Here is a 22,312-nt window from a genome sequence, read left to right as displayed (position 1 = left end):
TCGCGGCCGAAGAGCGGTAGATTTCCCGCTTTCATCACGGAGCGGCAGCACATGGACAACCCTTTCCAATCCCCGACCACCGATGTCCGGACAGAGAGGGGCGGCAGCACGTCGAGCCCTGCATCCCTCGCGCTGCGCCTTGCGTTCCCCATCGAGCAGGCGTGACCGAACATGGGCGCCTGGGGTGCGGGGTTGTATTCCGATGACACGACCTGTGATGTACGGGATGACTACGTCCAGCTCCTGAAGCACGGGCTTTCCCACGGCGAGGCCTGCCAGAAGGTCCTGGGCCGCCATGTCGCACGGCTGGGCGAGCCTGAGGTGGCCTGCCTGGTGTACGTCGCCCTGGCCGACACGGCCTGGAAGTACGGCCGGCTGGACGAGACGCTCAAGGACAAGGCGCTGTCGCTGCTGCGCGCGGGCGGGGACCTGTTCGTGTGGGAGCGCGATGCGCCCAGGGATGTGCCGGCCCGTCGCAAGACCCTCAAAGCGCTCGAAGCCAGGCTGGCTACCCCTCAGCCGGCGGAAAAGCCTGTGAAGGTGTCGCCACCCAAGCCCAGGAAGGCCCGTACCACGGCGCCTGTGGGCTCGGTCTTCTCGCTGGCATTGCCCAGCCAACGCCAGGTGCTGCTGGTCCTGGTGGGCTTCGTCGAGCTGGAGAAGAGCATCGACCCGGTCTTCTCGGTCCTGGCGCAACCCATCACCTCAGCTGAATCCCTGCCCATTCGAATCACTGGCGATGCCCCGACACTGGTGCTCTCGAAGGGCCTGCGGCAGCCATTCCGGCACGTGGCCATCCTGCCCCGCGATGAACGAAAGGACATCCTCACCGGGCTGACGCCCCTGGACATCACCGTCGAGCCCGCGCTGCCGTTCCAGCGGGAGTACACGGTGTGGCTGGCATTGGGGCGCATTGCCAGTGAGGTCGACGCGCACCTTTGAGGGGCAGGGGGAGGAGGGGAGCGCCCCTTCTCGTCGACGCTCAAGGCTTGCGTAAATTGACGCTGTCATAACCGATTAACCGCCATACGGGTTTGTTACATGTAGTGCCCGTGCCACTCCAACACAAAGGAACTGTGCTGATGAACAAGACTGTACTGGCCGCCGTGGCCCTGGTGTTTCCGCTGCTGGCCAAGGCCGAACTGGCGGTGATCTTCGACGGTGCCGGCACCTGCGACGGCTGCGCGAAGACCGTCGCTGAACTGTTGCAGAAAGAACGCTACGACGTCCGCCTGGTGGATGAAGACCAACTCGGCGCCGAGGTGCTCGAGGACGCCGATCTCTACGTACAGCCGGGTGGCTCGGACGACATCATGGACACCTTGTCGGAGCTGTCCGCCGGCCAGGTACAGGCCATCCGCGACTTCGTCGCCCAGGGAGGCCAGTACCTGGGCATCTGTGCCGGCGGTTACCTGGCTGGGCGCTATGCCGACGAGAAGGAAGGCGTCCCGGCCTTTGGTCTGATCGAGCTGGCCGAGGTCGACCAGGAAATCCCGAAGGACAACACGGCGCAGTTCATCTCCATCCAGCTGCCCGCAGGCCACCAGCAGCGTGACGTCTACTACCAGGCCGGCCCGCATTTCGGCAGCCGGCTCCCGGCTGGCGCCGAGGCGACGGCGTACTACACGAAATCCCGACGCATCGCCGCGCGGATCTCGTCCTACGGCAAAGGCACGGTCGGCATCATCGGCCCGCATTACGAAGCGGACAGTTCCTGGTACGCCGCCGATGGGTTGCCATCCGATGCAGACGAACATCAGGACTTGTTGGTGGCCATGCTGGCGCAGATGAAGGAACGCGCCGGGCGGTGATCGCCGCGTGGTAACGGCGTAGAAAATCGAAGAGCGAGCCAAGGACGATTTCCAGCGTATCCGCAGCGTGGAAAGCACTGGGGAATCACTCAGCCAGGAAACACGCAATTAACCCATAATGTAGATTATGTTAAATCGCATATTATGGGTTGGCCGTCACTGATGACTCTGCCGGCTCACTCGCCCCGCTTTGCTTGCTTGGATATCGCCTCGACCTTCGCCACTAGGCGCTGGTCGAGGCTGTTTCGTTTGGCTGGCGCCTGCTCACTCAACTACAGGTGGAAATCGCCCGCTGCTTCCGGCTGGTAAAGCACCTTCCTGATTTCGATCCGGCGGGTTCGGTCTGAGATTCGCCAGTCGATGGCGTCACCCTCCTGGTAGCCCAGGATGGCGGCGCCGATGTCGGAGCACACGGAATGTTTCCCGGCGCGGCTGTCGGCATCCTCGGGATAGACCAGGACCACTTCGATCTCTTCGTCGTCCACCTGCAGCAAGGCCCGGGAGTTCATCGTGACGACATCGCGCGCCACCTGTTCCGGCGTGACCACGGTCGCTCGCTCGATCTCATGTTCAAGCTCCACAACGGCCGGGCCTTCCTCGAGGACGATCAGGCTCTCGAGCCTGGCCTTGTCGAACTCGGTGATGTAGATCCCGGTGGAATCGCCAAGGGCACCTTCGCGCAACAACTGCAGGTAGCGCCCTGCCGTCATGGAAAACGACTTCAATGCCGGCGTTTCGCTCTCGAGCAGGAAACCGCTGCGCTGGAAGGCCTTCAGCGAACGCAGGTTGTCCGGGTGGATCTTGGCGATCAGCTTCTTGGCCCGCATGTCGAGGAAGGCCAGCTTCATGCCTTCGCGGATCGTGCGGGCGCCAAGGTTGCGGCCCCATTCGCCGCTGTTTCCGATGGCCAGGACGATCTCGCACTCCGAGCCGGTCTTGATGAGGCGGACAAAGCCCACCGGGGCGTCGTGCCGGTCGAAAGCCAGGAAGAATCGGCCGTCCCGGTTGAACAGATGGGTCAGGATCGGCGCTTGCGTCCGATCCATGGCTTGCTCGATGGACCGCGACACATCACGTGAATCGCTCAGGTAGCAGGTGACGCGCTCATCCTCCAACCAGTCCATCAACGTCAGCGCGTGTGCCCGAGTGATTTCAGGGCACAGCGAAATGAAAGGCTTGTTCATCTTCACCACACACGTATCCGTAAAGAATGAAAGCCCTTCATGGCTACGGCCATAACGGTTCTTTCTGCGACCGGCCACTTTAAGGCATTACGCAGGAATCACGAACGACCTGAGCGCTTTTCCTTGATCAGCCGATGCAGGCTCGACCTGTAGGCACGGCTGGAACGCACTCACCGCACCTGCGCCCCCATCTCCTGCATGAACTGCCACAGCCTCGGCGGCAGCTGGTCCGGATCGAGGCCGTCGAGCAGGTTCTTCATGCCGAGGCCCAGGTCGGTATCGCCTTCGATGACCATGCGCCGACGGAAGAACAGCGTGTCCGGGTCCTCCTGGCGGCTGGCCAGCAGCAGGAAGTCGCGCCAGGTGCCGCGGATGCACACGTCCACCGAACGGCGCTGAGCCACCCGCAGCCGGTTGCCGCTGCAACTCACGCACCAGGCCAGGCCCAGGTCGCTGACTTCCAGACGCAGCCAGCGATTTTCCAGCAGATGGAACGCCCCCTCGGACAGCGGCGTGGCGAACAACCGCGCGGCAGCCAGCTCGATCACCCGGCGCTGGATGGCGAACGGCACGTGGCGGCTGTAGGGCAGCAGCGGCTGGCCCAGTTTCAACGCCCATCTGGCGACGCTCATAGCCCACCCTCCTCCACGGCCAGCATCCCCGGCTTGCCGTGCCAGTAGCCGTTGCAACCATTGACCGCCAGTGGCGGCAAGGCGCCGTCACGCACGGCGGCGAATTCGCCAATGACCCTGTCCATCCCTTCGGCGCGCGGGCTGAGGCGCAGCACATCGACGCCACGGCCTGCGATGCCGGGGTAATCGGCCAGCAGGTTGCCCACCTCGGCGGACATCGTCTGGATGCCGTTCAGGGTGAACAGCGCCTGGCCTTCCTGGCTCAGCAGCGGGATGCCTTCGGGGTAGTTCTGGCAGCAGAACTGGCAATCGTCCTTGGGCCGGTTCTCGGCCCGCGCCGTGAAGCAGCGGGCCGAATACGCCAGCGGCAGATGGCCGTAGGCGAACAGCTCAACCTCCGGGCGCGGTGCCTGCAAGGCGTCGAGTTGCTGCAGGCAGTCCTCCAGCAGGCGCCCGGAGCATTCCACCGGCGGCACCCAGCGCTGCAGGCCGCAGGCTTGCAGCTCCATCAGCGCATGGGCGTTGTACAGGTTGAGCGCCGGGCCGGCGACGAAGGGCCTGCCCTGCTCCGCCAGCAACTGCACCGCGCCCATGTCGTTGGCTTCCACCAGCAGTTCGCCGTTGTCGCACAGGCGGCGAAGGCTGGAGAGTTCCGAGGACGCTTCCACCAGCGCCAGGCCCGACAGCACGAGCTCGGCCCGGGTGCTCTCGCGCAGCTCGCGGGCCAGGCCCAGCCAGTCGTCCAGCGACAGGGCGCGGCGCTTCGAGCACACCGTCTCGCCCAGGTAGATGATGTCGAGCGGCTGGCTGGCCATCTCGGCATAGAAGTCCAGCAGCTTGCTGCGGCTCCAGTAGAACAGCACGGGTCCGAGGCTCAGTTTCATGGGGGTCCTCACTGCCAGGATCGGTGGTAAGCGCCGAGGGTCGTCTGGCTGCCTTCCGACAGCCCGTCCAGTGCCTTGCGCCACTGCTCCTGCACGGCAAAGCGGCCGCTGGCGTGGGCGTCCAGCGCCTCGCGCCAGACGCGCGTGACCTGCTCGACATAGGCCGGGCTGCGCTGGCGGCCCTCGATCTTCACCGCCGCGATGCCCATTTCCGCCAGCTGCGGGATCAGGTCGAGGGTGTTCAGGCTGGTGGGCTCCTCCAGCGCGTGGAAGCGCTGGCCTTCCACCAGGAAACGGCCCTTGCACAAGGTCGGGTAGCCCGCCGGCTCTCCCGGCGCATAGCGGTCGATCAGCACCTCGCTGAGGCGCGAACTCAGGCCCTCGGCGTCCTCCTGCCAGCGCACCGCCTTGGCGGGCGAGCACACGCCACAGAGGTTGGGCGACTCCCCCGTCACGTAGGACGACAGGTGGCAACGGCCCTCAGCCATGATGCACAGGCTGCCGAAGGCGAACACCTCCAGCGGCACGCTGCTCTTTTCCGCCACCTGGCGCACCTGGGCCAACGACAGCACCCGGGGCAGCACCGCGCGGCGGATGTTGTAGCGCTGCTGGTAGAACGCCAGCGCGGCCGGGTTGGTGGCTGAGCCCTGCACGGACAGGTGCAGGTTGAGATCGGGGTGGCGCCGGCTGGCGTAGGCCAGCACACCGGGATCGGCCGCGATCAACGCATCCACGCCCAGCGCTGCCGCCTGGTCCACCGCACGCTGCCAGCGCGTCCAGCCCTGGGGCTGGGCGTAGGTGTTCACCGCCACGTAAAGCTGTCGGCCGCGCTGGCGGATCAGCTGCAGGCCGGTCTCCAGCTGACGCTCGTCCAGGTTGAGCCCGGCGAAGTGGCGTGCGTTGGTGTCATCGCGAAAGCCCACGTAGATGGCATCCGCGCCTTGCTGGAGAGCAGCCTTGAGGGCGGGCAGACTGCCCGCCGGACAGACCAGATGCATGAAACGACTCCTGCTCGAACGGCGATGCGCCAGTCTAGGCAGCGCATTTGCGGCTGCCTTGACCACGGTCAAGGCAGCCTGGCCGGGCGCGTAGCGCCACCCTGCGCAGCCTTGATCCGCGTCAAGGTTGCAGCGCCCCGTGGGCCTAGCCTGGATCTCGTCCAGACAATCGGAAGCGCTGCCATGGCCAAGAAATTCCCCCTGCATCCCCGCCACCCGGAACGCATCTGCTGGGGCTGCGACCGTTACTGCCCGGCGGATTCCCTGGCCTGCGGCAACGGCGCCGACCGCACCATGCACCCGGTCGAGATGCTGGGCGATGACTGGTACCGCCACGGCGACTGGGGCATCGACGTCGCGGAAGCCGAAGACGACGCCGAAGCCGGGGCCCGAAAGGCCGCAAGCCTCTGATCCGATCCCTCAGCGCCCTCCTCGCCTTCACGGACCGTACCGCCACCCAAGTGGTCTGCCCACCTGCCTCGGATTGGTCCGACTTCGCCCTCCACTCGCTCGGTATAAATCCCGGCCTGGGTCCTGGCAGTTGCCGACCCAGGCCTTCAAGACCAGCAAGGATTCATACCCATGACAGCGATGCAGCAGGTGGTAGCCGTTCGCCCCGTGACGGAAGCGGACTTCGAGCAATGGCAGGCGTACTGGGGCCAGTACCAGGTGTTCTACAAAGTGGAGCTTGGGCCGGAGATCACCCGGCGCACCTGGGCCCGTTTCTTCGACGCGGCCGAGCCGGTGGAGTGCGCCGTGGCCGTCGAGGGCGAGCGGGTGCTCGGCTTCGTCCACTACGTGTTCCACCGCTCCACCTGGGGGCAGAACGACTTCTGCTACCTGGAGGACCTCTTCGTCTCCCCCGAAGCCCGTGGGCGGATGATCGGCAAGCAGCTCATCGAACACGTCCAGCGCCAGGCCCGTGCCCGCCACTGCGACCGGCTCTACTGGCACACCCAGGAGACCAACCACACCGCCCAGCGCCTGTATGACTGGATCGCCGAGAAACCCGGCGTGATCGAATACCGCATGGCGCTGTGACGCCCCGGAGCGAGGTCCCGCCTCGCTCCCCTCTTCCCCACCTGCGCCTGCTCACCGAGTGGGCGCAGCGGTTACAGCCCGCACCAGGAGGAAGCATCCTGCGCCCTTCCGGTGTTACGCCCGGCCCCACCCTCCTCCCCTGCACAGCCGGTTCTCGACCGGATAATTCCCGTCACATCAATCACTTGTCCGTTGCCACCGCACCTTGGCACAGCGCGTGCATTGGTGCATGTATGGATAATTGGATCCAAAAATACAAACGGAGCCACCCCGATGCGCCTGGTCCCCAACTACGAGCGAGCCCCCGCCACCGCCGAAGAAGAGGCCTACAGCTACCTGCTGGACGCCATCTGCAAAGGCCAGTACCGCACCGGTGACCGGCTGATCGCCGAGGACATCGCCACCGACATCGGCATGAGCCGCATGCCCGTGCGCGAAGCCTTCCGCCGCCTGGCGGCCGAAGGCCTGGTGACCCTGCGCCCCAACCGCGGCGCCATCGTCAGCGGCCTCAACATCGAGGAGATGCGCGAAGTCTTCGAAATGCGCAGCGCCCTCGAAGGCCTGGCCATCCGCCTGGCCGTGCCCAAGCTCACCGAGCGCCACCTGGCCCGCCTGGAACGCCAGCTGGACGAAATGGACGACTACCGCGACGACAGCGCCGAGTGGGTCAGCCGCCACCGCGCCTTCCACGAATACCTCTGCAGCCTGGCCGAGCGGCCACGGCTGATGCGCCAGATCAACGCCCTCTACTCGGTGATCGAGCCACACATGCGCCTCTGGCTGCAGCACGTCGACAAGCCCATGAGCGCCCGCGAGGAACACTCGGTGATCCTCGACGCCCTGCGCACCGGCGATGCCCGCGAAGCCGAGCGGGTGATCTGCGAACACATCGAGGGCACCGTGCCCTCGCTGCTGGAATTCCTTGAAGCAACGGGCGCCTGAGACCCGGCCTTCATTCCTCCCCTGAACTGCCTCGGCAACCCCGCCCACAGGAGCTGATCATGTTCGTACGCAGGATCCCGCAGTGCCTTCTTGCCCTTTGCCTGGCCGCTCCACTGGCCCAGGCCGACACGGTGAAGATTCCCGACCGCCTGAAGAACACCGACAAACTGGTGTTCTGCGGCGGCATGGACTCGCCGCCCATGGGCTTCTACGACAGCGCGCAGAAACCCACCGGGTTCACCGTCGAGCTGGGCCAGGCTTTCGCCCAGCGCCTGGGCAACAAGGCCATCGAATGGCGCGTCACGCCCTTCTCCGGGCTGATTCCCGCCCTGCTCGCCGGGCAGTGCGACATGCTCGTCGACCAGTTGTTCGACAAGCCCGAGCGGCGTGAAGTGATCGACATGGTCAACTACATGTACTCCAGCCAGGCCGTGGTGGTCGGCAAGGGCAACCCTCGCGGCATTCGCAGCCTCGACGACCTGTCCGGGCGCAAGGTCGCGGTGCTCAACGGCTCCACCATCCGCACCCTGCTCGACGCCCACAACCAGGTGCTCGCCCAGGCCGGCAAGGCGCCGATGAAGATCGTCGTCTACAACACCGACACCGACGCCTTCCAGGCCCTGCGGGTCGGCCAGGCCGACGCCTACGGCACCACCCTGGAAACCGCCGGCTACTACCAGGGCATGGCCCCCGACCTGTTCGAGATCGGCGTCCCGGCCTTCGCCCGCATCCTCACCGGGGTCGGCATCCGCAAGGACGATCCGCAGCTGAGCGCCGCCGTGCAGCAGATCATCCGCGACATGCAGGCCGACGGCAGCTACCAGGCCCTTCTCGCCAAATGGCACATCGAAGGCGACAAGCTCGACTGAGCCGAGGTGACCCCATGAACTTCAGTTGGGATGTGTTCTGGCAGTACCTGCTCAGGCCCAGCGACATCTACCTGTACGGGCTCTGGCTGACCTGCGTGATCGCGGTCAGCGCCATGCTCCTGGGCTGCGCGCTGGGCTTGCTGGCAGCGCTGATGCGGCTGTCCACCAACCCCGTGCTGCAATACCCGGTGCGCTTCTACGTGTGGCTGATGCGTGGCACACCGCTGCTGGTGCAGATCGTCTTCCTCTACACGGCACTGGCCGCTGGCGGGGTGTTCCGCTTCGAGGACCTGGACCTCGGGCTGTTCATCCTGCCCGGCAACATCCAGGCGGCGATCATCGCCCTGGGCCTCAACGAAGGCGCCTACATGGCCGAGATCATCCGCGCCGGAATCGGCGCGGTGGACAAGGGCCAGTACGAAGCCGGGCGGTCCCTGGGCATGACCTTCCCACGGCTGATGCGGCGCATCGTGCTGCCCCAGGCGCTGCGCGTGATCGTCCCGCCACTGGGCAACGAGTTCAACGTGATGCTGAAGAACACCACCCTGGTGAGCGTGATCGGCGTGCAGGAGCTGCTGCTCAGCACCCAGATGGTCACCTCCGCCACCTTCCGGGTGTTCGAGCTGTACCTGGTGGTAGCCCTGTACTTCCTGCTGTTGACCACCCTCTGGGGTGTCTTCCAGCGCTGGCTGGAGGTGCGCTTCGGGCGGTCCGAGTCCCCGGCGCCGGCCGCCTCGGGGCGCCTGTTCGGCCAGCAGGCCCTGAAACTGCTGAGGGGGCGTTGACATGATCCCGACCACGAACGACGTGGTGATCCAGGCCCGCGACGTGCACAAGGCCTTCGGCGACCTGACGATCCTCAAGGGCGTCTCGCTGGAGGTGCGCAAGGGCGAAGTGGTGGTGCTGATCGGCGCCTCCGGCTCGGGCAAGACCACCTTCATCCGCTGCATCAACCTGCTGGAGGACATCCAGGGTGGCAGCATCCGCGTCAACGGCGAGCTGATGGGCTACCGGGAACGCCCCGACGGCCGCCTGGTGCGCGACTCCGAACGCAACATCGCACGGCGCCGCCGCGACATCGGCATGGTCTTCCAGCGCTTCAACCTGTTCCCCCACATGACCGTGCTGCAGAACATCATCGAGGCCCCCACCCAGGTCCTCGGCGTGCCCCGCGCCGAGGCCATCGAACAGGCCCAGCGCCTGCTCGCCCGGGTGCGCCTGGCGGACAAGGCCGGGCACTACCCCAGCCAGCTGTCCGGCGGGCAGCAGCAACGGGTGGCCATCGCCCGCGCCCTGGCGATGAAGCCCCAGGCGATGCTCTTCGACGAACCCACCAGCGCCCTCGACCCGGAAACCGTCGGCGAGGTGCTGCAGGTGATGAAGGAACTCGCCGAGGACGGCATGACCATGGTCGTGGTCACCCACGAAATGGGCTTCGCCCGCGAAGTGGCCGACCGCGTGGTGGTGCTGCACCAGGGCGAGCTCATCGAAGAAGGCCCGCCGGCCCAGGTCTTCGGCAACCCCCACCACCCGCGTACGCGGGAATTCCTCAGCCGCGTTCTCTGACCCAAGGACACCCCATGCGCGCCCTCCCCCTGCTGGCCAGCACGTCCCTGATCGCCTGCGCCCTCGCCGCCCAGGCCGAAGAAGTGCCCGTGCGCTTCTACAACTGGTCCGACTACATCGCCCCGGACACCCTGAAGAACTTCGAGAAGGAGACCGGCACCCCGGTCCGCTACGACGTCTTCGACACCAACGAAATGCTCGAGGCCAAGCTGCTGTCCGGTCACTCCGGCTACGACCTGGTGGTGCCCTCCAGCCAGTTCCTCACCAAGCAGATCAAGGCCGGCGTCTACCAGCCCCTGGACCGCGCCCAGCTGCCCAACTGGACGCACCTCGACCCCCGCCTGATGCAGCGCCTGGAAGCCGCCGACCCCGGCAACCGCTACGCCGTGCCCTACATGTGGGGCACCGTGGGCATCGGCTACAACCTCGACAAGGTCAAGGCCGCCCTGGGCGACAGCGCCCCGCTGGATTCCTGGGACCTGGTGTTCAAGCCCGAGAACCTGGCCAGGCTGCACGGCTGCGGCGTGGCCTTCCTCGATGCGCCGGTGAAGATCATCCCCCAGGCCCTGCACTACCTCGGCCTGGACCCCAACAGCACTAATCCAGACGACTACACCAAGGCCTCCGCGCTGCTGCAGAAACTGCGCCCGTCGATCACCTACTTCAGCTCCTCGAAGTACACCACCGACCTCGCCAATGGCGACATCTGCGTGGCCGTGGGCTACTCCGGCGACGTGATGCAGGCCCGCACCCGCGCCCAGGAGGCCGGCAAGCAGATCGACGTGCGCTACGTGATCCCCAGGGAAGGCGCCAACCTCTGGTTCGACATGCTCGCCATCCCCCGTGACGCGAAGAACCCCAAGGGCGCCCACGCCCTGGTGAACTACCTGCTGCGCCCCGAGGTGATCGCCCCGGTGAGCGACTACGTCGGCTACGCCAACCCCAACCCGGACGCCACGAAACTGCTCGACCCCAAGGTGCGTGACAACCCCGGCATCTACCCCAGCGACGCGGTGATCGAAAAGCTCTACGTCTCCGCCGACCTGCCACCGAAGATCCAGCGCGTGATCACCCGCGAGTGGACCCGCATCAAGACCGACCGCTGAACCGAAGAGAGTTTTCCATGCTGAGCTTCTCTGCCCACGAATACCCCTATGCCTCCCAGCGCCAGAGCGTGTTCGCCCGCAATGGCATGGTCGCCACCTCGCAGCCCCTGGCCGCCGAAGCCGGCATCAGCCTGCTGCGCGCCGGCGGCAACGCCATCGACGCCGCCATCGCCACGGCGGCGGCGCTCACCGTGGTCGAGCCCACCGGCTGCGCCATCGGCGGCGATGCCTTCGCCCTGGTCTGGGTCAAGGACCAACTCCATGGCCTCGACGCCAGCGGCCGCGCACCGGCCTCGCTTAGCATCGACGCGGTGAAGGCCGCCGGGCACACCCAGATGCCGGTGCACGGCTGGTTGCCGGTCACCGTACCGGGCTGCCCCTCGGCCTGGGCCGAGCTGTCCGCGCGCTTCGGCCGGCTGCCCTTCGCCGAGCTGCTGCAACCGGCCATCACCCTCGCCCGCGACGGCTTTCCGGTCTCCCCGGTGGTGGCCCACCAGTGGGAAGTGGCACGCCGCGAATACCAGGAAAGCCGCGCCGAGCACCCGGCGCTGGAAACCTGGTTCGACACCTACCTGGTGGACGGCCAGGCGCCACGTGCCGGCCAGCTGTTCCGCAACCCGGCCCAGGCACGCACCCTCGCCGAGCTGGCCGAGACCCGCTGCGAGAGTTTCTACCGGGGCGCCCTCGCCGAGCGCCTGGCCACCCACGCCGCCGCCAGCGGCGGCCACCTCGGCAGCGCCGACCTGGCCGGCTACCGGCCGCGCTGGGTCGAGCCGATCAAGGTCAACTACCGGGGTTATGACGTCTGGGAGATTCCCCCCAGCGGCCAGGGCCTGATCGCCCTGATGACCCTCAACATCCTCCAGGGCTTCGACTTCGACCACCGCGACAGCCAGCTCACCTGGCACCGCCAGCTGGAGGCGATGAAGCTCGCCTACGCCGACGGCCTGCACTTCATCACCGACGCCGAGCACATGCGTGTCAGCACCGCCGCGCTGCTGGCCGACGACTACGCCGCTCGCCGCCGTGGCGAAATCGGCGAGCAGGCCGCCCCGCCCCGGCACGGCAACCCCGACGCCAGCGGCACCGTGTACATCGCCACCGCCGACGGCGAAGGCAACATGGTGTCCTTCATCCAGAGCGCCTACCACGGCTTCGGCTCCGGCGTGGTCCTGCCGGACAGCGGCATCGCCCTGCAGAACCGCGGCTCGGAATTCAGCCTCGACCCCACCCACGTCAACGCACTGGCCCCGGGCAAGCAGACCTTCCACACCATCATCCCCGGCTTCCTCAGCAAGGACGGCGTCGCCGTCGGGCCGTTCGGCGTCATGGGCGGCTACATGCAGCCCCAGGGCCACGTGCAGATGGTGATGAACCTGGTGGATTTCGGCCTCAACCCCCAGGCCGCGCTGGACGCCCCGCGCTGGCAATGGCTGGGCGGGCTGAAGGTGGGCATCGAGCAGGCCGCCTCCCGCGACCTGGCCTTCGCCCTGGCCCGCCGGGGCCACGAGGTGCAGGTGGCCTGCGACCTGACGGACTTCGGTCGTGGCCAGATCATCGTCCGCGACCCGCAGACCGGCGTGCTCTGCGGCGGCACCGAGCCCCGCGCCGACTCCCACATCGCCGTCTGCTGAAGGAAGCGACCATGTCCCTGCACCCCACCCATGCCCGCGCGCTGGCCATCTCCCCGATCGTGCTCGGCGGCAACGTGTTCGGCTGGACCCTCGACGAAGCGCACTCCCGGCGCCTGCTGGACGCCAGCCTCGATGCCGGCCTCACCAGCATCGACACCGCCGACCTCTACTCCGCCTGGGCCAGCGGCAACAGCGGCGGCGAGTCCGAGTGCATCATCGGCAACTGGCTGGCCAGCCGGCCTGGCGAGCGCGACCGAATCACCCTGTTCACCAAGGTCGGTGCCGAGCTTTCGCCGACCCGCAGGGGGCTCTCGCGGCACTGGATCAGCCAGGCCGTGGAAGACTCCCTGCGGCGCCTGCGCACCGACTACATCGACCTCTACTTCTCTCACTACCCCGACCCGGAAACGCCCCACGAAGAAACCCTGCGGGCCTACGAGGAACTGATCCGCGCCGGCAAGGTACGGGCCATCGGCGCCTCCAATTTCAGCCCGGAGCAACTGCGCGCGGCGCGGGCCAGCGCCGACCACGCCGGGTTGCCGGCCTACTCGGCGCTGCAGGTGGAATACAACCTCTTCGACCGTGCCCGCTGCGAGGCCGACGACCTGCCCCTGGCCGCCGAGCAGGGCTGCGTGGTGACCACCTACTTCAGCCTCGCCTCCGGCTTCCTCACCGGGAAATACCGCCGCCTGGCCGACCTGGGCGACAGCGCCCGGCGCGAAGACCTGGAGAAGTACTTCGACGACCGGGGCATGCGCATCCTCGCTGCCCTCGACGCCGAGGCCGAACGCCTCGACGCCGCGCCCGGCGAAGTGGCCCTGGCCTGGTTGCGCCACCAGCCGGGGGTCACCGCGCCCATCGCCAGCGCCACCAGCGAAGCCCAGCTGGCCAGCCTGGTGCGGGCAAGCCGGCTCACCCTGGACGCCGAGGGCCTGGCCCGGCTCGATGCGGCCAGCCGACCCGGCGCCTGATGACGAGGGCGGGGCGGCGCCCACCGCCCCGTCTACCAAAAACAGCCAGCAGGGTATCGGCCCCAGTGGCTGCCTTGACCGGCTCGTCCGTCGTCAACCCTGCATCGCCGGGCACCGCCGGCTAGAGCCTTTCTTCATCACAAGACCGTGCATCCATAACCAAAGGCTTTGGATGCACGGCCGCAGCCCCTGCCCGCAGATGCGGCAAAGCCCTCGCCCGGCGTGGCTTTCAGCCCCTCCCACACGTACAACGCACCGCCCTGGTGCGGGCCTTCCCGGTCTTGGACGGGGCTGGGGGCGCGCCTTGCAAATACCCCTTCGCTGACTACGTTGATAGCAAAACCACAGCACAGGTAAGCCTTCTCCCAACCGACCCATCCGGAAGTGTGTCGGCCCCGCTGAATCCGCTGCCCGGCAGCGCGCCTTGAGACAGACGGGATACGGAAATCCGCCATAAGAACAAGGACTTCGCATGAAACGTGGCCTGATGACTCACGTCCTCTCCCGCAGAGGCCGTACGGAATTCCTTTGCCTATCGCTCGCCCTCTTCGTGGGCCTGGTGATCGTCAGCTTCCTGCTGCTCGAAGCCCCCTTGCAGCAATGGCTGGACGGCCTCGGCCCGACCGCGACCGACCCGCTGCGCAGCCTGGGCCTGGCCGCCCTGCTGGTGGCCCTGCTGGCCCTGGACGTGGTGCTGCCGGTGCCCTCCAGCATGGTTTCGCTGCTCGCCGTGGCGGCCCTGGGCGCCGTCGGCGGCTACCTGGCGATCTTCACCGGGCTGTGCCTGGGCTCGCTGCTGGGGTATTGGCTGGGCGCCGGCTACATCCGCCTGCTCTCGGGCTGGCTCAACCTCGCCGACTGGGACAAGGCCAGCCGCCTGGCCAACCGCATCAACACCCTGTCGCTGATCTGCCTGCGCGGCGTGCCGGTGCTGGCGGAAACCTCCGTGCTCGCCGCCGGCATGCAGCGCTACCCGTTGCGCCGCTTCCTGGTCATCACCACCCTGGCCAACGCCGGCCTGGCGCTGGTGTACAGCGCTCTGGGCAGCGTCGTCGCCGAGGAGCAGGTGCTGCTCTGGGCGGTGATGGCCAGCATGGTCCTGCCCGGACTGTTCCTGCTCGGCAAGGGCGCCCTGGCCCGTCGCCAGCCCCGTGCCGCCGAGGCCGGCGAAACCCTGGATGGCCGCTTCACCGTGGCCTACCACTACCCGGTGCGCTTCACCGACCACCTGTTCGACCCCGCCAACCCCTGCCTGCATGAGCAACTGACCCAGCGCGGCAGCGGCCCCGTCTCGCTGCTGGCCTTCGCCGACCAGGGCCTGCTCGATGCCGCGCCCGGCCTCGGCGAACGCATCACCCGCTACGTGCAGGCCCACGAGAACCTGCGCCTGCTGGCCGCGCCCATCCCGGTGCCGGCCGGCGAAGCAGCGAAAACCGCCGAGGTGCTGCAGCGGCTCTACGCGCAGATGCTCGAACACGGCCTGGACCGTCATTGCTACGTGCTCGCCCTGGGCGGCGGTGCGCTGCTGGACAGCGTCGGCTACGCCTGCGCCACCTTCCATCGGGGCGTGCGCCTGGTGCGCATCCCCACCACCGTGCTGGCCCAGAACGACGCCGGCATCGGCGTCAAGAACGGCATCAACGCCTTCGAGCAGAAGAACCTGCTGGGCGCCTTCCAGCCCGCCGATGCGGTGCTCAACGACTTCCAGCTGCTGCTCAGCCTGCCGCGCCGCGACCAGTTGGCCGGGCTGGCCGAGGCGGTGAAGGTCGCCGCCATCAAGGACGCCGCCTTCTTCGCCTGGATGGAGCAGCACGCCGACGCCCTCGCCCGTTTCGAGCACGCCCCCAGCCGCCACGCCATCCACCGCTGCGCCGAGCTGCACCTGCAGCACATCACCCGCGCCGGCGACCCCTTCGAGCGCGGCAACGGCCGGCCGCTGGACTACGGCCACTGGGCCGCCCACAAGCTGGAGAAACTCAGCCGCCACCGGCTCCGCCACGGCGAAGCGGTGGCCGTCGGCATGGCCCTGGATGCGCTCTACGCCCAGGCCAGCGGGCTGCTGCCCACCTCCGAGCTGGAGCGCCTGCTGCACCTGCTGCTGAGCCTGGGCTTCGACCTATCCCCGGCGGAGCTGACCCTGCGCGATGAACAGGGCCAGCTGCGGGTGCTGCAAGGGCTGGAGGACTTCCGCCAGCACCTGGGCGGCGCCCTGTCGATCCCCATGCTCGACCGCATCGGCCACGCCGTGGACCTGCACCAGATCGACGACCTGCGCATGGAGCAGGCCATCGAACGCCTCGCCGGGTTCGGCCACCAGGCCTTCGCCCCCGCAGAGGGCGCCCCGTCATGATGGCCCAGGGCTCGCTGCACACCTGGCTGACCCTGGGGCGGGTCTCCAACCTGCCCACGGTCTGGACCAACGTCCTGGCCGCCGCGCTGATCGCCAGCGCGTCCGGGCCCTATGCGCCGCCCTCCTCCCTGGGCTGGCTCCTGCTGCTGGCGGCAGGGTCCGCGCTGTACCTGGCAGGCATGCTGCTCAACGACCTGTTCGACGCCGACTGGGACAGCCAGCACCAGAACCCGCGCCCCATCGCCCTGGGCCAGGCCAGCCGGCAGCAGGTGCTGCTGGCCAGCGCCGGGCTGCTGGGCGTGGCGGCCCTGGCCGTGCTCCTGCTCAGCCGCCTCGCCATGCAGCCCCTCTGGCTGCTGGCCAGCGCCGCCGCCCTGGCCGGGCTGATCCTGGCCTACAACCTGCTGCACAAGCACTACCTGCACAGCGTGTGGCTGATGGGCGGCTGCCGTGTCGCGCTGTACCTTACGGCCGCCGCCAGCCTCGGCGCCCCGTCGGCGTCTCTGTGGCTCTGTGCGCTGCTGCTGGGCACCTACATCAGCGGCCTCACCTACGTGGCCCGGCAGGAGCACCTCAACCGGCTCACCAGCCTGGTTCCGCTGCTGCTGATGCTCAGCCCGCTGCTGCTGGCCTTCCGCGGAGAAGGCCTGATGTTCTGGCTGATGCTGCTGCTCTGGCTCGGCTGGTTGGGCAAGAGCTACCGCCAGCACCTGGCACGCCCCGACCAGCGCAACGTGCGGGCCTTCATCGGCGCCGGGCTGAGTGCGCTGCCGCTGTACGACGGCATGGTCCTGGCGCTGGCCAACGTGCCCCTGGGCAGCCTCCTCTGCATCGGCGTGTTCCTGCTCCTGCCGCGCCTGCAACGCTGGGTGAAACCGACATGAATCACATGGCCTGCCTCCTGCCCGACCTGCGCCTCGACACCGCACGGATCGCCGACCTGCACCAGGCCCTGGTCGCCGCCCTGGACGATGACGCGCGAGCGGCCTGGGAGCTGACCTGCCAGCGCCTGGCCGAACACCCCGATGGCGACACCCTGGCCCTGCTCAGCGGCCGCCTGCGCCGCCAGCTCGGCGAGCAGTACGTGCCGGGCCTGCATTGGCGGCGCGGTGAGCTTGGCCGCGCGTTGCTGCTGGCCCAGGCACTGGAAGCCCAGCCCGAAGGCGCCCGCGAAGCGCTGCTGAAGCGCTACTTCGCCTGGGGCGACGACCTGGAGAAGGCCGCCCTGCTCAAGGCCCTGGACTGGCTCGACGGCGACGGCATCTGCCTGGACCTCGCCCAGCAGGCCACCCGCACCAACAGCAGCGACGTGTTCGCCGCCCTGGCCCTGGACAACCCCTACGCCGCCCGCTTCTTCCCCGAGCGCGCCTTCCACCAGCTGATGCTCAAGGGCGTCGCCATGGAGCTGGACATGCGCCGCGTGCAGGGCCTGGAGGCGCGGCGCAACGGGGCGCTCAACCAACTGGTGCTGGACCAGTTGAACGAGCGCCTGGCCGCCGGCCGCAGCGCCCTGCCCGGCCTTGCCCAGCTGCTGGCCTGGCCCCTGCTGAGCCCGGCGCAGATCGCCAACCTGCAGGCCCACGCCCGCGCCGGCCGGCTGCCGCCCGGCTGGCTGCCCGCCGACTTCCCCCGCACCTGATTCCCGCACACCGAGAAAGGACGCCCCCATGCCCAGGTACTTCGACCCGCACATCCACATGGTCAGCCGCACCACCGACGACTACCAGAACATGGCCGATGCCGGCATCACCGGCGTCATCGAGCCGGCCTTCTGGCAGGGCCAGGCCCGTACCAGCCTGGGCAGCTTCATCGACTACTTCGACACCCTGGTGGGCTGGGAGCGCTTCCGCGCCAGCATGTTCGGCATCCACCACTTCTGCACCATCGGCCTCAACCCCAAGGAGGCCAACAACATGGCCCTGGCCAACGAGGTGCTGGACATCCTCCCGCGCTACCTGGTCAAGGAAGGCGTGGTGGGCGTCGGCGAGATCGGCTACGACGACATCACCCCCGAGGAGGAGCACTTCTTCGCCCGCCAGCTGGACCTGGCCAAGCGCTTCAACCTGCCGGTGCTGGTGCACACCCCGCACCGCGACAAGATCGGCGGCACCCGCCGCACCCTCTCGGTGATCCGCGAGGTAGGCGTCCCCGAACACCTGGTGCTGATCGACCACCTCAACGAGCTGACCCTGCCCCTGGTAATGGAGAGCGACTGCTGGCGCGGGCACTCCATCTACCCCAACACCAAGATGTCCGAGCAGCGCATGGTGGCGCTGCTGCAGCAGTACGGCACCGAGAAGATGGTGGTCAACAGCGCCGCCGACTGGGGCGTCAGCGACCCGCTGAAGGTGCCCAAGACCGGCGAAGCCATGCGCCAGGCCGGCTTCAGCGAGGCCCAGGTGGAGCAGGTGCTGTTCGACAACCCGGTGGACTTCTTCGCCCAGAGCGGCCAGCTGGACAAGGCCGAAGTCGGCAGCCTGCTGCCCATCGATCAACGCCGTCTCTGGCAGGAAAACTCGGCCCTGCGCGGCCAGGAACCGGTGGTGAAATGAACGGCGCGATGGGATGGACCCCAGCGCAACTGGGTTACTGCGGCAACGTCCACCCGGCCCATGACCTGGAGGCACTCTGTGCCTCCATCTCCGGGCCGTTCCAGGCGGTGCGCCGGCAGCGCGGCCTGGCCGAACAGGACAGCGGCCTGTGGATCAGCGCCCACGCTGCCAGCGAACTGCAGGTGCCGGCCCGCCGCCGCGCCTTCCTCGCCCTGCTGCGGCGTTGCGGGCTGCGCCTGACCTCGCTGAACGGCTTCCCCTTCGGGCGCTTCCACGGTGCGGCGGTCAAGGCCGAGGTGTACCAGCCCGACTGGGCCGATCCCCGGCGCCTGGCCTACAGCCTGCAACTGGCGGAGCTGCTGGCCGAGGCCCTGCCGGAGGACTGCAGCCAGGGCGTCATCTCCAGCGTGCCCCTGGGCTACCGCGCGCATTGGACGCCGGCCCGCCAGCAGCACGCGGAGAACCGCCTGCGCCAGCTCACCCGAGGCCTGGCCGAGCTGCGCCAGCGCACCGGCAAGCACATCCGCGTGTGCCTGGAGATGGAGCCGGACTGCGTGCTGGAGCGCACCGAGGAGGCCCTGGCGTTCTTCACCCGCTGGCGCGACACGGACCCGAACTGGCGCTACCTGGCGCTGTGCGTCGACGTGTGCCACCAGGCGGTGCTGTTCGAGGAGGTGGGCGAATCCCTGGTGCAGCTGCACCAGGCCGGTATCCCGGTGGGCAAGATCCAGCTCTCCAACGCCCTCGCCTGCCAGCTGCCGATCCAGGCACGCGCCCGTGCCCTGGCCCTGGAGCGGCTGGCCGGCTTCGCCGAAGGCGTCTACCTGCACCAGGTGAAGGGCCGCCGCCACGACGGCGGGCTGAGCAGCTGGGCCGACCTGCCCCAGGCCCTGGCCGACCCGGCGCTGCACGCCTGCGTGGAGCTGCGCGTGCACTTCCACGTGCCGCTGTTCACCGAGCGCTTCCAGTGGCCGGAGCTGCACGGCACCCAGGCGGCCCTGCATGCCGTCTTCGACACCCTGGCCGCGCACCCCGGGCTGCACCCGGTGCTGGAGGTGGAAACCTACAGCTGGAACGTGCTGCCCGAGGCCCTGCGCCCGGCCAGCGAAACCGCCCTGGCCCAGGGCATCGCCGCGGAACTGGCCTGGGTCGATGACCAGCTGGTCTCGCGCTTCGGCCCGGCCCTGCGCCGGCGGGCGGTGCGCCATGGCTGATCCCAGGCCCCTGCTGCTGGTGGACGTGGTCGGGCTGACCCCGTCCCTGCTCGGCGATAACACCCCGCACATCAACGCCCTGCTCAAGCGCGGGCGCATGGCCGGCCTGCAACCGGTGTTCCCGGCCGTCACCACCAGCGTGCAGGCCTCCATGCTCACCGGCCTGCCGCCGTCGGGGCACGGCATCGTCGGCAATGGCTGGTACTTCCGCGACCAGGCCGAGGTGCGCTTCTGGCTGCAGCCCAACGCCCTGGTCCAGGGCGAGAAGGTCTGGCAGGCCATCGCCCGCCAGTGGCCGGAGTTCCGCTGCAGCCAGCTGTTCTGGTGGTACAACATGTACGCCGACGTCAGCGCCTCCATCACCCCACGCCCCCATTACCCCGCCGACGGGCGCAAGGTGTTCGGCCTCTACTCGTCCCCCGCCTCGCTGCACGCGGAGATCGAGCAGCGCATCGGCACCTTCCCCTTCCACAGCTTCTGGGGCCCGATGGCCGGCATCGGCTCCAGCCGCTGGATCGTCGACTGCGCCATGGCCGAGTTCGACCTCAACCGGCCGCACCTGCAACTGGTCTACCTGCCCCATCTGGACTACGACCTGCAGCGCCTCGGCCCACGCCACCCGGAGATCGGTGCCCAGGTGCGCGCCATCGACGCCGAGGTGGGCCGCCTGCTGGACTTCGCCCGCACCCAGGACGCCGCGGTGATGCTGGTGTCCGAGTACGGCATCGAGCCGGTGCAGCAGTCCATCTCCATCAACCGCCTGCTGCGGGCCGAAGGCTGGCTGCAGGTGCGCCGCTCGCTGAGCTGGGAGCTGCTCGACCCCGGCGCCAGCGCGGCCTTCGCCGTGGCCGACCACCAGGTGGCCCACGTCTACGTGCGCGAGCCCCGCGAGCTGCGCCGGGTCAAGGCGCTGCTGGCGCGCCAGCCGGGCATCGAGCGGGTGCTGGACCGTGACGAGCAGCGCGCCTGGCAGCTGGACCACCCCCGCGCCGGCGACCTGGTGGCCATGGCCGCGCCCGGCTACTGGTTCGATTACTACTACTGGTTCGACGACCGCCTCGCGCCGGACTTCGCCCGCACCGTGGACATCCACCGCAAGCCCGGCTACGACCCGCTGGAACTGTTCGTCGACCCCGCCATCGCCTTCCCGCGCCTGCGGGTGGCGCGGCGCCTGGCGCAGAAGCTGCTCGGCTTCCGCTACTACATGGACCTGATCCCCCTGGACACCCGCCTGGTGCGCGGGAGCCACGGCCGTCTTCCCGCCAGCGACCAGGATGGGCCGCTGCTGATCACCGATTGCGACCTCCCCTTACCGGACCGCCTGCCGGTCACCTCGGTAAAACACCTGCTCCTGCAGTACTTCCTGGGGCATCGCTCTCTCGACAAGGCTTCGGCCAAGGAGACCCCATGCAACGAGCCCTCTCCCTTGCAGTCCTGAGCATCCTGGCCGGTTCGGCCCAGGCCCAGAGCCAACCCTCCTTCGACTGCACCGGTTTCTTCGACTACGGCGGCCATGCCGATGCCCTGCGAACGCAGTTCACCGGCGCACCGGAAGTCACCGCCTGGAACTGGTTCGTCTGCCTCAACCAGCCCGAAGTCAAGGGCAGCACCAGCCGTGTCTGGGAGGGCCTCAAGCCCACCGACCAGGTGTTCCTGCCCAACGGCGGCAAGCCGCTGCCCTACAACGAGCGCGAACCCACCCCCACCACGGTGCTGAAACAGGCCGAGCAACTGGGCCTGGACACCAAGGCCACCTTCCACAACCTCGACAGCATCCAGCAGGTGGACGGCCTGGTGCTGGAAATGGGCGGCCAGGTACCGGCGGCGCAGAAAGGCAAGCCGGTGCGCTTCCAGCTGCTGATGGGCCAGGGCACCTTCGACTACATCGTCGACAAGCAGGTCTACAACGTCGACGGCCAGGCCGCGCTGACCGCCAACCTGGCCTTCCCCGCCAACGCCTGGGAGGTGAAGACGGCGTGGATCTGGATCGGCACCGACGCCACCTTCCGCAAGACCCTGGAGAACGACGGCTACTACATCGCCCAGGCCTACTACCTGAAGAACGGCAGCCAGTACGAGGTGGGCTACGCCGCCCTCAGCGGCATGCACGTGATCAACAAGCTCACCCCCGACTGGGTCTGGACCACCTTCGAGAACCGCAACAACAGCAAGTACACCGTCACCAACGACATCCCGCCCAAGCCGATGACCAACAGCACCGGCCCGACCCCGGCGGCCCAGGCCGCCAACGCCCAGTTCCAGCCGCAGTACGCCGCGCTGGGCCAGTACGAGCTGATCGGCGTGCAGTACATCGCCGGCGGCGAGCCCAAGCTGCTGGCCAACTCGCAGCTGGAATCGGCCTTCCAGAGCCAGTCCTCATGCCTGGCCTGCCATGGCACGGCGGCCTATTCGGCGAAGAAGGGCTACTTCAACTTCGCCCTGCCGTCCCAGGACGGCATCGCCTACCCCGTGGAGCCGCTGCCGGAGAGCGCCTTCGCCGGCTACAACCAGCTGGACTACGTCTGGTCGCTCAAGCGCGCCCAGTGGAAACGTTAAGG

The 22,312-nt window shown here is 68.1% G+C and carries 21 protein-coding genes and 1 pseudogene; 18 read left to right on the top strand and 4 right to left on the bottom strand.

The features are described from left to right. Positions 1-171 precede the first annotated feature (171 nt). Together FBY21_RS05065 and FBY21_RS05060 are read left to right on the top strand one after the other, a co-directional pair. On the top strand, positions 172-942 hold the full coding sequence (locus tag FBY21_RS05065) for a hypothetical protein (protein ID WP_142009137.1): 771 nt from the start codon (positions 172-174) through the stop codon (positions 940-942). Between the two features lie 140 nt (positions 943-1,082). Then, complete coding sequence (locus FBY21_RS05060; protein WP_142009135.1) at positions 1,083-1,811, top strand: BPL-N domain-containing protein; 729 nt, start codon at positions 1,083-1,085, stop codon at positions 1,809-1,811. A gap of 272 nt (positions 1,812-2,083) precedes the next feature. On the opposite strand, the pseudogene FBY21_RS05055 reads toward FBY21_RS05060, so the two are convergent. The 4 genes and pseudogenes from FBY21_RS05055 to FBY21_RS05040 form a co-directional block, all read right to left on the bottom strand. Beyond that, a pseudogene (locus FBY21_RS05055) lies at positions 2,084-3,048 on the bottom strand (GNAT family N-acetyltransferase). A gap of 117 nt (positions 3,049-3,165) precedes the next feature. After that, positions 3,166-3,627, bottom strand: coding sequence for an SCP2 domain-containing protein (locus FBY21_RS05050; protein ID WP_142009132.1), 462 nt, complete (start codon positions 3,625-3,627; stop codon positions 3,166-3,168). Then, on the bottom strand, positions 3,624-4,511 hold the full coding sequence (locus FBY21_RS05045; RefSeq protein WP_044402826.1) for a U32 family peptidase: 888 nt from the start codon (positions 4,509-4,511) through the stop codon (positions 3,624-3,626). The genes FBY21_RS05050 and FBY21_RS05045 overlap by 4 nt, the downstream gene beginning before the upstream one ends. Before the next feature lie 8 nt (positions 4,512-4,519). Further along, entirely contained in the window at positions 4,520-5,509 is a 990-nt protein-coding gene (locus FBY21_RS05040) for a peptidase U32 family protein (RefSeq protein WP_142009130.1), read from the bottom strand. 183 nt (positions 5,510-5,692) lie between these two features. Here FBY21_RS05040 and FBY21_RS05035 point away from each other — a divergent pair, with 183 nt between their 5' ends. The 16 genes from FBY21_RS05035 to FBY21_RS04960 all read left to right on the top strand — a co-directional run bounded on the left by FBY21_RS05035 (position 5,693) and on the right by FBY21_RS04960 (position 22,310). After that, positions 5,693-5,920 (top strand): DUF3079 domain-containing protein, encoded by a 228-nt coding sequence (locus FBY21_RS05035; RefSeq protein ID WP_142009128.1) that lies wholly within the window; start codon positions 5,693-5,695, stop codon positions 5,918-5,920. Positions 5,921-6,091: 171 nt separating this feature from the next. Beyond that, positions 6,092-6,550: a GNAT family N-acetyltransferase gene (locus FBY21_RS05030; protein WP_142009126.1), complete on the top strand. Its 459-nt coding sequence runs from the start codon at positions 6,092-6,094 to the stop codon at positions 6,548-6,550. Positions 6,551-6,823: 273 nt separating this feature from the next. After that, complete coding sequence (locus FBY21_RS05025; protein WP_074971683.1) at positions 6,824-7,492, top strand: GntR family transcriptional regulator; 669 nt, start codon at positions 6,824-6,826, stop codon at positions 7,490-7,492. A 59-nt stretch (positions 7,493-7,551) separates the two neighbouring features. Next, positions 7,552-8,361, top strand: a complete 810-nt coding sequence (locus FBY21_RS05020) for an ABC transporter substrate-binding protein (protein WP_044402811.1) — start codon at positions 7,552-7,554, stop codon at positions 8,359-8,361. A gap of 14 nt (positions 8,362-8,375) precedes the next feature. Further along, the gene (locus FBY21_RS05015; RefSeq protein WP_074971685.1) at positions 8,376-9,146 is read left to right on the top strand and encodes an amino acid ABC transporter permease; all 771 of its coding nucleotides are present in this window, start codon (positions 8,376-8,378) and stop codon (positions 9,144-9,146) included. 1 nt (position 9,147) lies between these two features. Beyond that, on the top strand, positions 9,148-9,927 hold the full coding sequence (locus tag FBY21_RS05010) for an amino acid ABC transporter ATP-binding protein (RefSeq protein WP_107330027.1): 780 nt from the start codon (positions 9,148-9,150) through the stop codon (positions 9,925-9,927). A gap of 14 nt (positions 9,928-9,941) precedes the next feature. Further along, positions 9,942-11,033: a polyamine ABC transporter substrate-binding protein gene (locus tag FBY21_RS05005; protein WP_142009124.1), complete on the top strand. Its 1,092-nt coding sequence runs from the start codon at positions 9,942-9,944 to the stop codon at positions 11,031-11,033. Positions 11,034-11,050: 17 nt separating this feature from the next. After that, positions 11,051-12,667 (top strand): gamma-glutamyltransferase family protein, encoded by a 1,617-nt coding sequence (locus tag FBY21_RS05000; protein ID WP_142009121.1) that lies wholly within the window; start codon positions 11,051-11,053, stop codon positions 12,665-12,667. Between the two features lie 11 nt (positions 12,668-12,678). Continuing rightward, entirely contained in the window at positions 12,679-13,638 is a 960-nt protein-coding gene (locus tag FBY21_RS04995; protein ID WP_142009115.1) for an aldo/keto reductase, read from the top strand. A 472-nt stretch (positions 13,639-14,110) separates the two neighbouring features. Then, positions 14,111-15,988 carry a 3-dehydroquinate synthase gene (locus FBY21_RS04990; RefSeq protein ID WP_142009113.1) on the top strand — a complete coding sequence of 626 codons (1,878 nt, stop codon included), beginning with the start codon at positions 14,111-14,113 and terminating at the stop codon, positions 15,986-15,988. Then, the gene (locus FBY21_RS04985; protein ID WP_142016265.1) at positions 15,988-16,872 is read left to right on the top strand and encodes a UbiA family prenyltransferase; all 885 of its coding nucleotides are present in this window, start codon (positions 15,988-15,990) and stop codon (positions 16,870-16,872) included. Before FBY21_RS04990 ends, FBY21_RS04985 begins: the two co-directional genes overlap by 1 nt. Positions 16,873-16,877: 5 nt before the next feature. Next, entirely contained in the window at positions 16,878-17,627 is a 750-nt protein-coding gene (locus FBY21_RS04980) for an EboA domain-containing protein (RefSeq protein WP_139233660.1), read from the top strand. A 28-nt stretch (positions 17,628-17,655) separates the two neighbouring features. Next, on the top strand, positions 17,656-18,540 hold the full coding sequence (locus FBY21_RS04975; protein WP_074971691.1) for a TatD family hydrolase: 885 nt from the start codon (positions 17,656-17,658) through the stop codon (positions 18,538-18,540). After that, a complete protein-coding gene (eboE, locus tag FBY21_RS04970) occupies positions 18,537-19,754 on the top strand; it encodes a metabolite traffic protein EboE (RefSeq protein ID WP_142009110.1) in 1,218 nt (405 codons plus the stop codon). Before FBY21_RS04975 ends, eboE begins: the two co-directional genes overlap by 4 nt. Continuing rightward, positions 19,747-21,192, top strand: a complete 1,446-nt coding sequence (locus FBY21_RS04965; protein ID WP_142009108.1) for an alkaline phosphatase family protein — start codon at positions 19,747-19,749, stop codon at positions 21,190-21,192. Before eboE ends, FBY21_RS04965 begins: the two co-directional genes overlap by 8 nt. Further along, on the top strand, positions 21,162-22,310 hold the full coding sequence (locus tag FBY21_RS04960) for a hypothetical protein (protein WP_142009105.1): 1,149 nt from the start codon (positions 21,162-21,164) through the stop codon (positions 22,308-22,310). The genes FBY21_RS04965 and FBY21_RS04960 overlap by 31 nt, the downstream gene beginning before the upstream one ends. Positions 22,311-22,312 lie beyond the last annotated feature (2 nt).

Origin of the sequence: Pseudomonas sp. SLBN-26, from assembly GCF_006715895.1 — a bacterium.
GTDB classification, from domain to species: domain Bacteria; phylum Pseudomonadota; class Gammaproteobacteria; order Pseudomonadales; family Pseudomonadaceae; genus Metapseudomonas; species Metapseudomonas otitidis.
The sequence above is the reverse complement of the archived record's forward strand: the minus strand, read 5'-3'. Positions and strand labels throughout refer to the sequence as shown.

Coding starts and splice junctions, on each gene's coding strand:
- eboE (WP_142009110.1), top strand. CDS start 18,537: ATGAACGGCGCGATGGGATGGACCCCAGCGCAACTGGGTTACTGCGGC.
- FBY21_RS04985 (WP_142016265.1), top strand. CDS start 15,988: ATGGCCCAGGGCTCGCTGCACACCTGGCTGACCCTGGGGCGGGTCTCC.
- FBY21_RS05030 (WP_142009126.1), top strand. CDS start 6,092: ATGACAGCGATGCAGCAGGTGGTAGCCGTTCGCCCCGTGACGGAAGCG.
- FBY21_RS05025 (WP_074971683.1), top strand. CDS start 6,824: ATGCGCCTGGTCCCCAACTACGAGCGAGCCCCCGCCACCGCCGAAGAA.
- FBY21_RS04990 (WP_142009113.1), top strand. CDS start 14,111: ATGAAACGTGGCCTGATGACTCACGTCCTCTCCCGCAGAGGCCGTACG.
- FBY21_RS05020 (WP_044402811.1), top strand. CDS start 7,552: ATGTTCGTACGCAGGATCCCGCAGTGCCTTCTTGCCCTTTGCCTGGCC.
- FBY21_RS05035 (WP_142009128.1), top strand. CDS start 5,693: ATGGCCAAGAAATTCCCCCTGCATCCCCGCCACCCGGAACGCATCTGC.
- FBY21_RS04960 (WP_142009105.1), top strand. CDS start 21,162: ATGCAACGAGCCCTCTCCCTTGCAGTCCTGAGCATCCTGGCCGGTTCG.
- FBY21_RS05000 (WP_142009121.1), top strand. CDS start 11,051: ATGCTGAGCTTCTCTGCCCACGAATACCCCTATGCCTCCCAGCGCCAG.
- FBY21_RS04975 (WP_074971691.1), top strand. CDS start 17,656: ATGCCCAGGTACTTCGACCCGCACATCCACATGGTCAGCCGCACCACC.
- FBY21_RS05060 (WP_142009135.1), top strand. CDS start 1,083: ATGAACAAGACTGTACTGGCCGCCGTGGCCCTGGTGTTTCCGCTGCTG.
- FBY21_RS05050 (WP_142009132.1), bottom strand. CDS start 3,627: ATGAGCGTCGCCAGATGGGCGTTGAAACTGGGCCAGCCGCTGCTGCCC.
- FBY21_RS05005 (WP_142009124.1), top strand. CDS start 9,942: ATGCGCGCCCTCCCCCTGCTGGCCAGCACGTCCCTGATCGCCTGCGCC.
- FBY21_RS05045 (WP_044402826.1), bottom strand. CDS start 4,511: ATGAAACTGAGCCTCGGACCCGTGCTGTTCTACTGGAGCCGCAGCAAG.
- FBY21_RS05065 (WP_142009137.1), top strand. CDS start 172: ATGGGCGCCTGGGGTGCGGGGTTGTATTCCGATGACACGACCTGTGAT.
- FBY21_RS05010 (WP_107330027.1), top strand. CDS start 9,148: ATGATCCCGACCACGAACGACGTGGTGATCCAGGCCCGCGACGTGCAC.
- FBY21_RS05040 (WP_142009130.1), bottom strand. CDS start 5,509: ATGCATCTGGTCTGTCCGGCGGGCAGTCTGCCCGCCCTCAAGGCTGCT.
- FBY21_RS04965 (WP_142009108.1), top strand. CDS start 19,747: ATGGCTGATCCCAGGCCCCTGCTGCTGGTGGACGTGGTCGGGCTGACC.
- FBY21_RS05015 (WP_074971685.1), top strand. CDS start 8,376: ATGAACTTCAGTTGGGATGTGTTCTGGCAGTACCTGCTCAGGCCCAGC.
- FBY21_RS04980 (WP_139233660.1), top strand. CDS start 16,878: ATGGCCTGCCTCCTGCCCGACCTGCGCCTCGACACCGCACGGATCGCC.
- FBY21_RS04995 (WP_142009115.1), top strand. CDS start 12,679: ATGTCCCTGCACCCCACCCATGCCCGCGCGCTGGCCATCTCCCCGATC.